The sequence below is a fragment of the Methylophaga pinxianii genome (genome assembly GCF_020447225.1).
Classification (GTDB): domain Bacteria; phylum Pseudomonadota; class Gammaproteobacteria; order Nitrosococcales; family Methylophagaceae; genus Methylophaga; species Methylophaga pinxianii.
This window is the reverse complement of the sequence record NZ_JAJAEO010000172.1, coordinates 1-15436: the sequence shown is the minus strand read 5'-3', so window position 1 is coordinate 15436 and position 15436 is coordinate 1. Positions and strand designations below refer to the sequence as shown.

Here is a 15436-nt window from a genome sequence, read left to right as displayed (position 1 = left end):
TAACATAGACGCAATCTGTAGCTTACAACGACATTATTATGCTGAATTTACCTAATTTACTCAGTTTGCTCAGGGTATTACTGATACCTGTTTTGGTCATACTGTATTTTATGCCAAATCCAAGTGCGACCATCTGGGCTACCGTCATATTTGTGCTGGCAGGCATTACAGATTGGTTGGATGGCTATTTAGCCCGACGGATGAATCTGACCTCACCATTTGGTGCGTTTATTGATCCGGTTGCCGATAAACTGATCGTCGTAGTGGCCTTATTGCTGATTCTCTATAAATCACCGGTGTGGTTTATTCTGATCCCGGTCATTATTATCGTATTTCGTGAAATAACAATTTCCGCATTACGTGAATGGATGGCCGAAATTGGTGCTCGTCATGTCGTCCAGGTTTCGTCCGTTGGCAAGTGGAAAACCACCTTCCAAATGATCGCGATTGGTTGCTTGATATTCTATAAACCGCTGTTTGGATTACCTGTTTTTGAAATTGGTGTGGGCTTGTTATATGTAGCTGCTTTACTGACATTGACCTCAATGATCAGCTACCTGAAAGCAGCCTTGCCAGTGTTGGTAGATAAGGGTTGACATAAAATATTAAGTGCCTATAATGCACGTCTTCCTAAGCGGGAATAGCTCAGTGGTAGAGCACAACCTTGCCAAGGTTGGGGTCGCGAGTTCGAATCTCGTTTCCCGCTCCAAGAATAAAAAAAGCCGCGGTCAGTCCAAGTCACTACTGCGGCTTTTTAGTCTTGGACCTTAAAGAAAAAAAGACATACCCCGGCTGGGTGGCAGAGTGGTTATGCAGCGGACTGCAACTCCGTGAACGCCGGTTCGATTCCGACCCCAGCCTCCATTTTCAGAAAATCATAAAAAAATATCTAAGCGCTTACGGCGCTTTTTTTGTGCCTGCTGTTTTTGAAACATACCCAACTTTTTAATCGCGTGTGTATTTGAAGAATCATCACTTCTTTCCCTGCAATCTGCGTAATAAATTATGCTATAAATCCGTCATCATAAAAGTTGATTGAGGAGTGGTGAAAACATGGACTTTTCACGCGTTAGCTTGCCGGTTAAAAACTTCATCAAAAAGCCTTTAGTCGCTGCTGGAATAGGCTTTATGGTGTCGGTACCAGCTGAAAATGCTTATGAGTCGGGGATGGCGTTGATGTTTCCTGATTTGTTCGATATGAGCGTTCAGGAAGTGATTGATATTCAGCAAACACAGTTTGGGGAGTTGGAAAACTCGATTCAGGAGTTGTCGGCGTTAACTGTGGGCAATGCTGAAGCTCAGAATGTGATTAGCCAGCTTAGTCAAAATCTCAATCAAGCAATGCAAGCCAATCAGACGTTAACCAGTAAACTGGAAACGGTTTCGCATGACCGTGAAGTGCTGAGAAAAGAACTGTTGAGCAAGAAGGGTGGGGATTTAATTCCTACCATTGCATTGCCTGAATTTCAGACAATTTATTACCCAGATCTCGGTGTGTTGGCACTTCGGGACTATCATGCTGGGGGTCGAAGCATTATCTTCACCATTAATGATCAATCAAAACGGTTGAATGTGGGGGAGAGCATTAAGCTTGAGCTGGATAATGAAGTTTGTCGTTTGGTCTATCGTGGTATGCATGATGGGAAACATGGCGTAGAAAAAATCTGTACTAAAACATGATAACTGATCAGGAATATGCTGAGTGTATTCAGGTAAAACGCTGTATGGAGCCTATTTTGTTGGGCGTACTATTTGAATCGTAAGACCTCATTTTAATAGCTCAATAAGGAGTTTGTTATGTGGACTAAACCTGAATATAACGATATGCGTTTTGGCTTTGAAGTCACCATGTATATCTGTAACCGTTAAGATCATGACTGAGCTTAAGGTTGCCAATACAGAAATAATGGGATGGTTGTGGCATCCAATGAAATGCACTTGTCCGATCTGTTGTGCTTAATGTCATTTATTATCTGATTTCACACTTTATCTTACTTACAAAAGGGCCGGTCGATGACCGGCTTTTTTGTGTCTTAGCGTCTGAACATGACATTATTCACGCCTTTTTGAACGCAAAAAAAATCCGATTATTGAGTAAGCCAGTGTGATACAAACTTACTGGTGAGTTGCTGGTCATATAGGCATACTGCAGTTCATATTCTTAATTTATTCTGGTTGGAGACATCTGTGTTCAAAGTTAAAAAAATCATCTATATCCCGTTGGTACTTTTAGCGATTGCCCTGGGCGGAGCACATGCTGTTGCCAATAATCAGGCCAATCAGGTGGCACAGGAATTGGTCGATGATCTGGTCAGCAAAATCAATCAAAATGGTGGACAGGTAGAAGTTGGCGAGGTGGTTGCCAATCCCTACAACAAAAATATTACGGTGAAAGATGTGCTGGTGACCGATGATTCAGGTCGTACACATCAAATTGGTTTATTAACGCTGAGTGATATTGAGCTCAATGAGCAGCAGGATTTCATTTATGCCATGAATGTTTCGACTATCGACGCGTTATTTACAGTGACCGGTGGCGATGGCACGGCTGAACAGGAAAAGTCGCTGGTCGATACCTTGCGTACGCTTGGCATTACAAAAGATAAACTCGGTCATGATCAGCATTTGGCTTATCGTTATAAACCATTAGAGCGTCAGCTAAGTCTGAGCCTGCAGAATCAGTTTTATAACCCTGAATTAGAGAACAAGGATGCTGCTCAGTTATTTTCGATGAACCTGCATACCGACTTTAGTCAGATCCCCGATCTGGAGAGTCAGATGCAACGTTTGAGAAATAATGAAGAGATGTCTGCATTGTCAGCGGAATGGATGCAAACAGGGTTGATTAAGGCGTCCATAGATTTTGCTGATCAAGGCGCTTGGCAACCTTTAATTGAACAAGGCGCTAAGAAAGCCGGCGTTTCAGAAGAAGAATTTAAAGCACAATTCAAACAACAAATTCTGCAGCAACTGTCAGAGGTAAAAGCACTTTCACCTAATCTGCAACAGCAGTTGACCCAAGCAACGACGGATTTTATTGATAGTGATCAACCTCAACTTAATGTAGATGTTGATTCAATAAATCCCCAGGGATCAGGTTTGATGCTGACATTTATGTCGATGCTGATGTCACCACTTGCTCTTGAAAACACCTTTAATATCCAGGTTAAAGCTGAATAGTTTGTAGCAAGGTAAATTAAGACTGAAACGCTTAGTAAACTGTGTATTGTTTCCGACAACACAGCTGCATTTACCTGTATTTCACGCAGTATTACGGGAACATACCCTCAATGAGTTTTGGGCTATTGTCATGCTGTAAACGGCCTTACTATAATTGAGAACGGTTATTATTTGAATGTTAAATAGTACTGAACGTTTTGCGAGTTTGTACCGATTATCGTTGCGAAATTGTATCGGTACATTAAATGGCAATGTTGCCAGTCTTAGGAGAACAACATGAAAATACAAGGGTTACTATTAAGTATTGCAGTATTAGCGATGGTTCCATTCTCAGCATTTGCTGATGAATGTAACTTAGTAATTGAAGGCACCGATCAAATGAGTTTCAGCAAAAAGAAAATGTCTGCCCCTGCCAGCTGTGAAACAGTGAAAGTTACGCTGAAACATACCGGTTCAATGGCCAGAGATGTGATGGGACATAACTGGGTACTGACCAAGACCGATGATATGCAAGCTGTAATTAAAGCGGGTGCGGCGGCTGGTTTGGACAACAATTATTTGCCTGATGGTGATGATCGCATCATCGCCGCTACCAAAGTGGTGGGCGGTGGCGAGACCACCGAGGTGGAGTTTTCTACGGAAGGTCTTGCTGATCAGAAGTTGAGCTTCTTTTGTTCATTCCCCGGCCATAGCGGGATGATGAACGGTCGTTTCAATATTAAATAATGACACATCAATCCTCTCTCCAAATACATCTGGAGAGAGGATTTTTTATTTCTCTCAACTGTAAAGTGCCGGGTCTACAACCGGTAGAGCTTCAAAAGCGGGTTTGGCAAAATAGTAGCCCTGAAATAAGCCGACGCCTTGATCGCGAATAAACTCAAATTCCTCGATGGTTTCCACACCTTCAGCGATTACCCTGATATTTAAATCCTTACAGGTCATGATGATGGACCGGACAATAGCTTGTCTGACCTTGTCGGTATTAATATTTCGAATGAGTGCCATATCCAGTTTAATAATATCGGGCTGCCAGTCGGCAAGTAAATTCAATCCGGCATAGCCAGAGCCGAAATCATCAATTGCAGTGGTGAAGTTATGTCGCTTGTATTCATCAAAAATACTTTTAAGGTGATTATTGTCGCTGACTTTTTCCACCTCGGTGACTTCAAACATTAAATTTTGAGTCGGAAAATCCATCATAGCAGCGGCTTCCAATGTTGCTCGGATGCAGGTCTCAGGACGGTATACTGCGTTGGGGAAGAAGTTGATACTCAGCATGCCTTGCAGATCCAGCTGTTTTGCCATCTGGATTGCTTTGACACGAATAGTCTGGTCAAAAGAATAACGGTTGGTGTCGTTTAATTGATCCAAAATGGTGTAAGCGGGCTCATTATTTATCCCTCTCACCAGGGCTTCATAGCCAAAAATCTGTTTTTGTTCAACATCGACAATCGGCTGGAAAGCCATAGAGAAACCAAAATCCAGTCCACCTCCTTGTAAACATTTATCACAACCTAAAGGTTTGAAATCGGGCATTTCATTTGTCATTTGTTTCTTTTTCTCTTTGCATTGTTTTGTATTTAAGAATTGCACGACTATTAGATAAAAATCGTTTCAGCGGTGTTTTGCTGGGGCGTGGTATTTAAATAATTTCTCAGCTGATAAGCAAATATCTCAGCATTATCATTAGATAATTTCTCGGGTAATTCCTGTCTGAGCAGCTGCATATCGCCATGGCTGATATCAAGATATCCCATAGACCAACTATTGAAAATATAACTTGAGCTGAGTGAAATATTTATCAATTTACAGTCGTAATGCCGGTCATCATTGAGGATTTTATGATAAAGCCTGATGGTAGCTTCTTCTGGTCCTTCAATGACTTGAATGAAATCATGACCTGTATAACAAAGGATGCCTTTGATATTGATGTGGTCGTTGTTATCACGACACTGCTGTAACAATTTACTTAAATCTGCCTTTGATAGCCGGTTATAAGTTTTGCTGGTGTATAGAATTCTCAACAAGCGTTTGTTCAAAAGTCGGCATCCTGATCATGACGGCGAACAGATGTCTGCCAAACACCTGATGCGATTTCACTTTAGTGTATGTCAGGAAGTTTGTAGCGACAACAATAAATACGCTTCCGATACACCGCAATTGCCAACGGCTTAACCTGACTCAATGTTTTATTTCGTTAGCTTGCTATGCTTATTTACTCATTCGGCACAGTGGACAATCGGACAACTGTTCTTGGTAAGTGGCTCCAATCCTAACATTTCCTTGAAGGTAGCCTGGATATTTGCATCATCAGGCGCCAGTCGCGTGGCACATGCTGCTGAGGCTAATGCGGTCTGATGACAGCCCATCGCCTTGAGAGTATAGGCACGATTATTCCTGAGAGAAGCATTTTGTGGAAATTGATCGGATAATTTGCCGTAAACGCTGTCGGCTTCGTCAAACCGCGCTTGTTGATAATAGAGATTGGCGAGGGCCATGCCTGCTTGTTGTTGATCTGGCCACCGTGTCATCGCTGCTTGATAAGCTTTTTCCGCTGTTGCGGGTTTGCCTGTTTTTTCAGCGTCATAGGCGGTTTGTAACCATGTAGCCAACTGTGCTGTTGGAGGGATGTTTTCCGGTTTTACAATAACCAGTGCCCAGCGTTCAGTTCGTGCCCAGGTTCGTTCAAATGTTTTAAGTGTGGTTTGCCAGCGTTTGGTTTCGCCAGACCGAAGAATCAATTGCTGTGAGTCAATATCAAAACCAATAACTACCGCATAATGCCAGAAAGGTTTCCAGTTATAGCCGAGATTTTGCATCACTAATACCGGATTACCTGCGGCGACTTCGGTGAGTAAATCTTCCATTTGCGGGGCTAAAGGATAAGGCATTAAACCCTGTTTACGGGTGGCGGCCACCATTTCTATCTGTAAGCTGCCTTTTTTCTCCGGAATATAAACCTGCTCGGTTAAGGTCTCCGGCAGAATATCAATGCCCCGATATTGCATAACAGTCGCCAATGCCGCTGGACCACATTGATATTGGGTTTGGGGGAAAAAGGGGACTGCTTCAATTTCTGCCTGTCTTGGTTCAAACGCTTGTTGATTGATAAGGTTGGTTTGGGGTGTATGGCTGCAGGCAGTGAGTATGACAGTCAACAGCAACAAAACACCCAGCCGAAGCTGGGTGTGAATTGAACCATGCGTTTTTTGCATCATTAAGACCAAATTATCTCACCGGATTTACAAACGGAAAGATATCGGTTGCACCGATAGCATCAGTAATCACAAATACAACAAAAATCAGCACAATGGCACCTAAGATACCACCGGCAGGCATGTCGTTAATCTGTTCATTTAATTGAGCAATTTCAAAATCGGTCATGCTGTTAATACGTTCTTGCACCAGTTCTGGGGCTACTCCCATGGAAACTAGTTTTTCTTGAACATCGTCACGATCTAACATGGAAGATAACTGCGCACGATCATAGTCAGATTGTTGTGATTGAATGACATCCGGCGTGCTAATCATAGCTGCTTGCACCGGTAAAGTGACACTTCCAAAAAAGCCCAGTAAAGCAATCCAGGCAAAGATTTTTTGTTTCATACATCCCTCCGTTGGTTTATTAGCAGGCCAAAAAGTGACCAAATTCAGCTTACCATGAGATGTGCATCAGCACTATAAAAGCTTTAGCGTTTTTTGCTGACAAATAATCCTGTATTGTGATGAGGTAGCTGAGATTTTGCTATTTATTCGAATATAGTTTTGCTTCGCACTTGCTTAATGGCAGAATTGACCCGTTACACTCTGCAATAGTCTATGCGCATACCCACGATTTATATCTACAGAGTGGGTTAGATATTTAACGGAATTATTATCTTTATAGTGGAGTTGGTTATTCGTACTAATCAGAGCTTATTACTCAAACCGTTTACGCTGGTGACATCATTTTTTGCGTTTATGTTTGGTTTGATCGTGACATTTTTCATTGCCGGGAAAATTGCCGAGATGGAACATGTTCGCCTCGAAGCAGCCTATACATTAGCCTTTAACGAAACGGTTGATGCGGTTATTGGCAAAATCAATGCTTATGAAGAAATGCTACGTGCGACGCAGGGTTTGTTCTATGTGGCGCCCGATCTGTCACGAAATGATTTCGCCAATTTTTATCAAAGTCTGCGGCTTGAAGAAAACTATCCCGGAATTCAGGGGTTAGGCTATGTTGTTGCATTGACTCCAGAACAAAAACAATCACACATAGATGCGGTCAGACAATCCGGATTATTGACCTATGATGTTCACCCCGAAGGTGAACGTAAATATTATTCTTCCAACCTTTATATCGAACCGCTAACCGAGAAAAATATGCGGGCGTTGGGGTTTGATATGTATTCCGATACCAACCGCCGAGAAGCCATGGACCGAGCTGTCAGCTCCGGTCAGGCTACCCTGACTGAAAAGGTTTTATTAAAACAGGACGGTTCAACAGACAGCATCAATGGTATGGTGATGTATTTGCCTGTGTTAATTGATCCCAGCGAAACAGAGCTGGCGATTTCACAACGTAAGATTAATACCGGTTGGGTTTATGCGGTGTTTCGTCTTGATGATGTACTAAAGGATGTTCTAGCGATCCATAAAAATGTGGGATTGCTGGATATCTATGACGATAACGCGGACAAGTCAGAGAGTTTGCTATTCACGCAAACGGGAGAGGCCTCCGATGTCTCTTTCAGTCTACAAAAAAGCTATGAAGTCGGGGGACGAACCTGGTCCTTTGTAGGGCAGCCAGATAAACAGTTTGTTAACAACATGTCACGTAATAACCCTTTATTTACCTGGCTGATCGGAACGGTTATCTCGTTATTATTTGCTTTGGTGATAGCGGCAATCGCAAAAAGTCGGGCCAATGCCATTCGTATTGCTTCTCAAATGACCAAATCATACCGGCAAAATGCCCGGCGATTGGCACTTGCAACAGAAGCGGCTGAAATAGCGATTTGGGAATGGGATATTGAAACCAATATTATTATGCTCGACAGCATGGCCAGTATGGTATTTGGTGTGAAGCCCGGAACTGAGCGACTGGAGTATTCCGAATTTGAAAAGTTAATTCATGAAGCTGACTTGTTAGCCTTTCGAGTTGCTGTTGAACAAGCCATGCAACAACATAAAGCCATTGAAATTCGGTTCAGAATTTATCATGGCTCAGAAATCAAAATGCTACATACCTCGGCTGAACTCTATTTTAATGAGGCGGGTCAGATCCTCTCGTTGGTGGGGGTCAGTTACGACATTACGGAAGACTGGCAGCATCAAAAAACCATTCTGGAAACCGAGCAGCGCTGGAAACATGCTCTTGAAGGCAGTGGTGCCGGCGTCTGGGATTGGGATGTGACGAATAATGTCGTGGTTCTTTCGGATAAACTGCTGTTGATATTGGGGTATTTACCCGGTGAAATTAAAGGCCAGATGGAGAATTGGTTAAAACTGGTGCATCCACAGGATATCGAACGCGTTACCGCAGATATCAATCAGATGTTAAGTGGAGAAAAACCGGAATATCGCAACGAACATCGTATTCTCAGCAAGGATGGCAGCTGGAAATGGATGTTGGGCAGTGCATCGGTAGGTGAGCGTGATGCTCAGAATAACGCGCTACGGGTGATTGGCACCAAGATAGATATTTCATGGCGTAAACAAGCTGAGCTGGCATTACAACAAAGTGAAGAACGCTTCCGCAATGCATTTGATACTGCTGCGATTGGTATGGCCATTGTGGGGTTGGATGGCCGTTGGTTAGAGGTTAATAGCGCGCTTTGTCGCATGTTGGGATACAGCGAGGAAGAGTTGTTAGACAAAACCTTTGTCGATGTAACTCACCCGGATGATCTGGATCTGGATCTGGACTATCTCCGCAAGTTATTGAACGGTGATCTCGAACATTATCAAATGGAAAAACGTTATTTCCATAAAACCGGCGATGTAATATTTGTGTTGCTGAGTGTCTCGGTGGTACGTAATGAGCGAGGCGAAGTGATTCATTTCATTTCACAAATTGAAGATGTCACTGCACGTAAATCTGAATCGGATCGTATTCGCCAAATGGCCTATCACGATACCTTAACCGGCCTACCAAACCGTCGTTTGTTTGATGAACGAATTGGTCATACCCTGGCACATGCCAAGCGAGTAGGCTATCCGATTGCCTTGATGTTTGTGGATGTCGATCATTTCAAACAAATAAATGATACCCATGGACATGATGTTGGGGATGAGATCCTCAAGTCGGTGGCCGACAGAATGGCACAATGTCTTCGTCAAACGGATACCTTAAGCCGTGTGGGGGGCGATGAGTTTGTGATTTTGCTGACGGAAGTCAAAAAGCCCGGTGATGCTAAAGGTGTCGCCGAACATATTTTGGAAACGGTCTCTCAACCCTTACATATTCATACTCATAATTTCCGTATCACCTTGAGCATCGGCGTGGCCATATTCAATGGAGACATCGAAACGGAAACGGTAGCCGAACTGACGAAAAAGGCCGATTTAGCATTATACGAAGTGAAGTCTGCCGGACGTAACGGGGTACACGTGTTTGGATCCAATCATCTGAATGCAGAATCAAACTTCTCATAATGTCGATTTAAACTTACTCATTATCTGTGGTCAGCTTTGTTAAATTACGACGTAACAGGTTGGCAAACATATTCAGTTTAGGTTTTTCATCGCTGTTAAAAGCGACAGGGCGAATTTGCTGCATGGCACTGATGCCGATGCGGGATTGATATAAACCGACACCAAAGCCTTGTGCCACACTGCCTAACACTTTGCCGCCCAGACCAATACCGACCTGCTCTGAAAAGAAGCTGATGCCAGCCTGACTGGCATAACTTCCCAATGCAATTTTGGCCACTCGTAAATTCAGGCGCCATTGTGATAATCGATTTAACCTGACACCGTAAATCATATTGATTTGGTTGATCATCTTTAATGTCTTCCAAACCACCAGCAACGAGTCCACGACGGCCAACTGACTGACGGCTATCATTGCCGCGCTGCTGATGCTGGTGCGTTCAATGACTCTGATGGCTTGTTTGTCGAGTTGCTTGTAAAAATCCTCACTGATCCGGCTGACCACTTCGCCATCATTTAAATAATCGGGCAGTCTCTGAATAACTGGAGTTAACAAATCCGCTTGTGGCTGATCGTGATAAAACGTCTGTAAGGAGTGCAACCATTTTTTGGCATGACCAATATGCTGCTCGTGAACCAAACGAGCAGCTTCTTCACGAATCAAATCAGCTTGTTTCAACAGCTTTTGGTTACGGCGGAATACCCACAACTGCTGCAGGACCAAACCGGCTAAAAATACGGTAAAGGCACTAAAAGCAATACCGAGGGCACGACTTTGTTGCCATAACATTTGTGTGAAATCGGCTATATCCCAGACCAGCATGCTCAGTAATACTACAAACAGGGTGGCGATTAACCACTTTAATCCTCGATTGGGTCGTGGCGGTATGAACAAACCTTCATCAAACTCTTCTGCCAAAGGATCGGTTTCAACGGAATCAGGAAGTTCTGCTTCCCGACTTTCAGCGATGACCTTGAAAAAGGTTTCGGGTGGATGAGTTGATGATTGTGTTTCTTGTTCTGGTTTCGGTTTAAAGAAATCGTCTGTGGAAGCCATTAAAATTTATCTCCAATCAGATCGCGCAACACTTTATCCATACGAATATGTGCCAGACGACCGCCTATTAACAGATCAGGGTTGATGGGCGCCTGCAGTACAGGTGGGTTCCATTGTGATAATTGCTGCCACTGTGTGCTATCCGGCAACTGATCCGGAATAGCCGGATGACGAAGCTCACCGTATTTACCATCTAATAATCGGGCGGTCAGATGATCGCTATGATCATGGGTGCTGCGAACGGCAGCAGCAATTTCGGTTTCTATTTCAATACGGTTTCTGACCGATTGAGGACAAATATGGCTGATGATTTCGTCACATAAACGGCGCAGTGCTTCATGCTGATTCATCAGTATGCGATCAGGCTTGGAAGCCAGAAACAGAATTTTTTCAACTTGTGGACTGAATAACCGGTTTAAAAAAGCATTATTGCCAACGCGGTAGCAATCAATGATGCGGCTGAATGCAATGACCATATCATCAAACTTTTCTTTACCACCGCTGAGTGCTTTTAGAACATCGATTAACACCACCTGTCGGTCAATACCGCGGAAAAAGGTCTTATAAAACGGTTGCACAAACTCTTTAAGATAACTTTTATAACGTTGTTGCATGACCTTGTATAAAGAATCCTCAGCGGCTTTATGTAACTGCTGTTCTGAATAACTGTGCAGGTTGAATAGGGGGATAAACACTGGAAAATCGGTTTTATCCGGTAATAACACACGACCTGGTTGAATATAGGTCAGGCCATCAGTTTTGCAGGTCACCAGAAAGTTGCGATAACGAACAAATACAGCATCGATACGTTGTTCATCAAATTTGGCTAATGGGTCCAGTGAATTGAGTTCTGCCAGAAGATCTTTAGCCAGTTGATGTCGGATACCTTTGGAACATAATGCGGCGGTGTCCATACTCCATTGAGCATAATCCTGCTGCAGCATGGCGATATCCAGCAGCCATTCACCGGGATAATCACGTAGCTCCAATGTGAAGCGTCGTGTTTCGCCAGTAAAGGTTGGCAACATCGTTTTTTTCTTGTATTCGATAATCAGACGGCAACCGCTGATCTGGGTAGTTGAAGCTGGCCAGCGTGGTGGATCGCTTGCCAGAGCCTGAATGCCCTCCTGATAATCAAACAAAGGCAGATCATCCAAAGCCTGTAATTCCACCCCGAGCAAACGTTCATCCCTGGCAGGCAAAAAGCCACCTAAATGTGCATGATTTGAATATTTGAGTTGATGAATCAGACTGGTAATAAATGTCGACTTTCCGCTTCCGCTAAATCCTGTAATCCCGATGCTTAAGTATTTATCAAGGCTACGAGAGACCCATTTACTGGCCTGCTGATCAATGCCGTCCAGTGTTTTATTGAGCCGAAGCCCGAGTTGTTCAATCTTTGAATTCATAGCCATCAGCTTACCTTAGCTCTTATAGTCTGTCTGGATTAAGACATGGAGGATGAGGCTGAACGCTTTTCTTCATACATATGATTATCAGCATGCAAAATCAGTTCATCAGCATTTTTTCCATCTTGTGGATAACAGGCAATGCCAATACTGGCAGTGATTTTTAACATCAGGCCATCATTCAGTTCATATGTCATGGATAACTGTTGACGCAGTTTTTCAGTGACTTGCCGGGCTTCTTCAAGATCGCTGTGATTAATCAAGATAGCAAACTCATCACCAGCCAGTCTGGCAGCCGTATCGGATTCGCGGATGCTTTCCCGAATACGCTGAGCCACGAGTGTCAGCAACATATCACCATTGAGATGGCCATGGGTATCGTTGACTTTTTTAAAGTCATTGAGGTCGATATACAACAGACAGAATGGTTGCTTATATCGGGCAGATTCGACGACGGACTGATATAGGCGGTCATAAAACAACACCCGGTTTGGTAACTTGGTCAGGCTGTCATGCGTTGCCTGCCACTGCAGAGCGTTTTCAGATTTTTTACGTTCGGTAATATCAATCACCACAACCAGCATTCTATCTTCGTTAATAGGAGAAGTACGAGCCATGAAGAAATGTTGCTTACCCGACAGCTTCAATTCATATTCGTAATAATCATTTTCACCAAGCTGCAGGGTTTTTTGTAATGCCAGCAAGGTTCGTTGAGCCAAAAAGTCGGGCAACGTCTGGCTGATATGTTTATTGATAAAATTTTCTTCCGGCATTAATAACGGGACACCATCACCTTGTTCAAAGTCAACGATTTTGCCACTTTTATCAATGGTAAATAACAGATCAGGGATAGCTTTTATGATGGCCTGATTGCGCTGATAGCTTTGCTGCAAGGCGGCCTTGCTCTCCAAAAGTTGCTCATTGATTTCCAGACGACGTCTGATTAACCAGGCTGTGGTCAGAATGAGTATAACGATAGAGAGTGCTGTCAGACAGCTATTACGTAGATGTGAAAATTTATGATTGGAAATTAATTTATCTACCACGGAGCGATGCTCACCAACAAACACATGTAATCGCCATTTTGGCAGTGTTTGATAGGCAAACTGATAATCCCCCGTTCTATGCTGATAAATCCCTTCGCCGGTTAAAGGCAACTTGTTTGTTTCAGTGCGATTTTTCACATAATCGAGCGTTTGTCCAGCCTGATAATTCCTAAATGGCACTTTAAAGATGATTTCACCTTCTTCATGCACAATGGATGAAAACAGTTGGGCATTCACACTGATACCACTCAAAGCCAAAGAAAACGTTTCGATATCAATTACCGCAGCAATAACACCCTGAAAGATGTTATTGGCATCATAAAGCCCTCGACTAATGACCATGACGGGCTTGGAATGTCCGTCACCCGGCAACATGGGCTTAGAGGTAAAGACAGCATCCGTTTTAGTGGACTGATGTACTTTAAAATAATCACGCTCGGCTAGATTAAGCTGTGCATTTTGATGTTTGGGAAAACGTAATAAACCGGTTGCATCAATATGTAGCAAAGCCTGCATTTCAGAGTTATTACGAGAATATTGAGCCAAAAGGTAATTGTGTGGATCAGGGTCTTGAATAAAATTTGGATGCGAGCTGATCAGTTTCAGTGTTTGATCTATGGCCTCTAGTTTGGATTCAACCAGCTGCGCCTGCATCAAGCTGAGCAACTTGGTACGTTGAGCGATTTGTTCATTAACCTGGGATGAATATGCTGATAACTGATGCTGATAATTATTGTAAATAACTAATAGCGGCAAGCTGATCAGTAATAATGTATACAGCCATAATTTGCAGCCATTGGGACAGGGTAATTTAAGAAAGGATCGCTTATCTACCACAGTAATCACCGAATCATCACTATGGAAGTATGGGAACGGAAACCATTTTCGCCAGTTGGTTGGAATAACATGGCGGGTTAGCAATGCATATAAAACAAATGTCTGATCCTATAAACAGGACTATTAAATTCTGCTTCAAATATAGCATTTTTAAATAAACGACGATAATAATTAGATTTGACATAGTTAGGTGGCTAACTATAAGCTGGCTGCTATGTTACAGGTCAAAGATATTCCTAACGCAGAGGTCATGCAAAAGTTTGCAGATCGTTATCCGCAGACGGATGTTAAAAATGTCATGACATTTTTAAATTTATTACGCGTGGGTACCGATCTTTCAAATGCTTTAAATGGCTATTTGGCGGAATATGATTTGTTGCAAGGGCGCTGGTGGGTTTTGTTGCTGCTCATGCGTGAAGATAATCTGAGCTCAACACCTTCTGCATTAGCTGAAAAAGCGGGGGTATCACGTGCCACCATGACTGGCTTGTTAGATGGTTTATTACGTGACAAGTTAATCAGTCGTATCCATGCTAAACAGGATCGACGTCAAATTGAGATCCGTTTGACGAAACAGGGCCAGGCAAAACTGGATGACGTTATGCCAGGCTACTACCAACGCGTCAATCAACTTATGCAGTCATTAAATGAATCGGAAACCATGAATTTGATGTCATTACTGCAACGAATTTATCAACAGCGGCATGTTTTTGAAAATCAAACTGTCGAAATGCAAAATCAACCCAGGAGTTAATAATGAAAGTATTAAAACGTTTTTTACCATTAGGTCTCGTCGTATTGGCAATCAGTGCATGCAATCAGCCTGCTGCCGATTATGATGCTCAAGAAGTAGTGAATGCTGCAAATGAACAGTGGAATGCTGCTTTTAATGAAAAAAATCTGGATGCCCTGGTTGACCTGTATGCCGCTCAGGCGACTTTATCTGCTGGTGATGGCAATGTGTTAAATGGCCAGCAGGAAATTTCAGATTTGTTTAATGGCTTCTTTGAAAATGGTTTGTACAACCATCAAATTGAGACTATCGCTACTTATTCTTCGGCCGGTCAAGTAAGCCAATTGGCTAACTGGTCTGCTGATGTCGAGGGTGAGAATGGTGAAACCATGAGCTTTAAGGGTGTTCTGATGACGGTTCTGCAACAGAATGAGCAGGGCGAGTGGGAAGTTGTTTCTCACATCTGGAACATGGCACAGTAATTTAACAGTCTTTTTTCAGATTTAAGAGCCGGTCATATGACCGGCTTTTTTTT

General features: G+C 43.0%; 15 protein-coding genes and 2 tRNA genes. 10 read left to right on the top strand and 7 right to left on the bottom strand.

Going from position 1 to position 15436, the window contains the following annotated elements; translation table 11 throughout:
• The first annotated feature begins 38 nt into the window (after nt 1-38).
• The 7 genes from pgsA to azu all read left to right on the top strand — a co-directional run bounded on the left by pgsA (nt 39) and on the right by azu (nt 3906).
• Nucleotides 39-596 carry a CDP-diacylglycerol--glycerol-3-phosphate 3-phosphatidyltransferase gene (pgsA, locus tag LGT40_RS08735; protein ID WP_226072737.1) on the top strand — a complete coding sequence of 186 codons (558 nt, stop codon included), beginning with the start codon at nt 39-41 and terminating at the stop codon, nt 594-596.
• A 38-nt stretch (nt 597-634) separates the two neighbouring features.
• A tRNA-Gly gene (locus LGT40_RS08730) sits at nt 635-709 on the top strand.
• A gap of 81 nt (nt 710-790) precedes the next feature.
• Nucleotides 791-864, top strand: a tRNA-Cys gene (locus LGT40_RS08725).
• Nucleotides 865-1053: 189 nt separating this feature from the next.
• A complete protein-coding gene (locus tag LGT40_RS08720) occupies nt 1054-1680 on the top strand; it encodes a hypothetical protein (protein ID WP_226072735.1) in 627 nt (208 codons plus the stop codon).
• A gap of 117 nt (nt 1681-1797) precedes the next feature.
• Nucleotides 1798-1869, top strand: coding sequence for a pyrroloquinoline quinone precursor peptide PqqA (gene pqqA / locus LGT40_RS08715; RefSeq protein WP_084003089.1), 72 nt, complete (start codon nt 1798-1800; stop codon nt 1867-1869).
• Between the two features lie 318 nt (nt 1870-2187).
• Nucleotides 2188-3180, top strand: coding sequence for an aq_1923 C-terminal domain (locus LGT40_RS08710; RefSeq protein WP_226072733.1), 993 nt, complete (start codon nt 2188-2190; stop codon nt 3178-3180).
• A gap of 276 nt (nt 3181-3456) precedes the next feature.
• On the top strand, nt 3457-3906 hold the full coding sequence (gene azu / locus LGT40_RS08705) for an azurin (RefSeq protein ID WP_226072731.1): 450 nt from the start codon (nt 3457-3459) through the stop codon (nt 3904-3906).
• A gap of 54 nt (nt 3907-3960) precedes the next feature.
• Here the strand turns inward: azu and LGT40_RS08700 are convergent, their stop codons facing one another.
• The 4 genes from LGT40_RS08700 to LGT40_RS08685 form a co-directional block, all read right to left on the bottom strand.
• Complete coding sequence (locus tag LGT40_RS08700; protein ID WP_226072729.1) at nt 3961-4731, bottom strand: EAL domain-containing protein; 771 nt, start codon at nt 4729-4731, stop codon at nt 3961-3963.
• Between the two features lie 50 nt (nt 4732-4781).
• Complete coding sequence (locus tag LGT40_RS08695; protein WP_226072727.1) at nt 4782-5222, bottom strand: BLUF domain-containing protein; 441 nt, start codon at nt 5220-5222, stop codon at nt 4782-4784.
• A 180-nt stretch (nt 5223-5402) separates the two neighbouring features.
• On the bottom strand, nt 5403-6401 hold the full coding sequence (locus tag LGT40_RS08690) for a PA2778 family cysteine peptidase (RefSeq protein WP_226072725.1): 999 nt from the start codon (nt 6399-6401) through the stop codon (nt 5403-5405).
• Between the two features lie 10 nt (nt 6402-6411).
• On the bottom strand, nt 6412-6789 hold the full coding sequence (locus LGT40_RS08685) for a DUF6627 family protein (RefSeq protein ID WP_226072723.1): 378 nt from the start codon (nt 6787-6789) through the stop codon (nt 6412-6414).
• Between the two features lie 285 nt (nt 6790-7074).
• Between LGT40_RS08685 and LGT40_RS08680 the strand changes: the two genes are divergently transcribed.
• Complete coding sequence (locus tag LGT40_RS08680; protein ID WP_226343191.1) at nt 7075-9822, top strand: sensor domain-containing diguanylate cyclase; 2748 nt, start codon at nt 7075-7077, stop codon at nt 9820-9822.
• Between the two features lie 13 nt (nt 9823-9835).
• On the opposite strand, the gene LGT40_RS08675 is transcribed toward LGT40_RS08680, so the two are convergent.
• From LGT40_RS08675 to LGT40_RS08665, 3 genes are read right to left on the bottom strand one after another with little or no spacing between them, the layout of a single operon-like run.
• On the bottom strand, nt 9836-10876 hold the full coding sequence (locus LGT40_RS08675; protein ID WP_226072719.1) for a TIGR01620 family protein: 1041 nt from the start codon (nt 10874-10876) through the stop codon (nt 9836-9838).
• Nucleotides 10876-12291 carry a YcjX family GTP-binding protein gene (locus LGT40_RS08670; protein ID WP_226072717.1) on the bottom strand — a complete coding sequence of 472 codons (1416 nt, stop codon included), beginning with the start codon at nt 12289-12291 and terminating at the stop codon, nt 10876-10878. Before LGT40_RS08670 ends, LGT40_RS08675 begins: the two co-directional genes overlap by 1 nt.
• A 32-nt stretch (nt 12292-12323) precedes the next feature.
• Nucleotides 12324-14168, bottom strand: a complete 1845-nt coding sequence (locus LGT40_RS08665; RefSeq protein WP_226072715.1) for a sensor domain-containing diguanylate cyclase — start codon at nt 14166-14168, stop codon at nt 12324-12326.
• Nucleotides 14169-14382: 214 nt separating this feature from the next.
• On the opposite strand from LGT40_RS08665, the gene LGT40_RS08660 reads away from it, so the two are divergent.
• The gene (locus LGT40_RS08660) at nt 14383-14922 is read left to right on the top strand and encodes a MarR family winged helix-turn-helix transcriptional regulator (RefSeq protein WP_226072707.1); all 540 of its coding nucleotides are present in this window, start codon (nt 14383-14385) and stop codon (nt 14920-14922) included.
• 2 nt (nt 14923-14924) lie between these two features.
• On the top strand, nt 14925-15383 hold the full coding sequence (locus tag LGT40_RS08655) for a YybH family protein (protein ID WP_226072705.1): 459 nt from the start codon (nt 14925-14927) through the stop codon (nt 15381-15383).
• The last annotated feature ends 53 nt before the right edge of the window (nt 15384-15436 follow it).

Bases quoted from the DNA above. Each gene is read 5' to 3' on its own strand.
- LGT40_RS08670 (WP_226072717.1), bottom strand. From the start codon at position 12,291: ATGGCTATGAATTCAAAGATTGAACAACTCGGGCTTCGGCTCAATAAA.
- LGT40_RS08690 (WP_226072725.1), bottom strand. From the start codon at position 6,401: ATGATGCAAAAAACGCATGGTTCAATTCACACCCAGCTTCGGCTGGGT.
- pgsA (WP_226072737.1), top strand. From the start codon at position 39: ATGCTGAATTTACCTAATTTACTCAGTTTGCTCAGGGTATTACTGATA.
- LGT40_RS08655 (WP_226072705.1), top strand. From the start codon at position 14,925: ATGAAAGTATTAAAACGTTTTTTACCATTAGGTCTCGTCGTATTGGCA.
- LGT40_RS08660 (WP_226072707.1), top strand. From the start codon at position 14,383: ATGTTACAGGTCAAAGATATTCCTAACGCAGAGGTCATGCAAAAGTTT.
- azu (WP_226072731.1), top strand. From the start codon at position 3,457: ATGAAAATACAAGGGTTACTATTAAGTATTGCAGTATTAGCGATGGTT.
- LGT40_RS08685 (WP_226072723.1), bottom strand. From the start codon at position 6,789: ATGAAACAAAAAATCTTTGCCTGGATTGCTTTACTGGGCTTTTTTGGA.
- LGT40_RS08700 (WP_226072729.1), bottom strand. From the start codon at position 4,731: ATGACAAATGAAATGCCCGATTTCAAACCTTTAGGTTGTGATAAATGT.
- LGT40_RS08720 (WP_226072735.1), top strand. From the start codon at position 1,054: ATGGACTTTTCACGCGTTAGCTTGCCGGTTAAAAACTTCATCAAAAAG.
- LGT40_RS08675 (WP_226072719.1), bottom strand. From the start codon at position 10,876: ATGGCTTCCACAGACGATTTCTTTAAACCGAAACCAGAACAAGAAACA.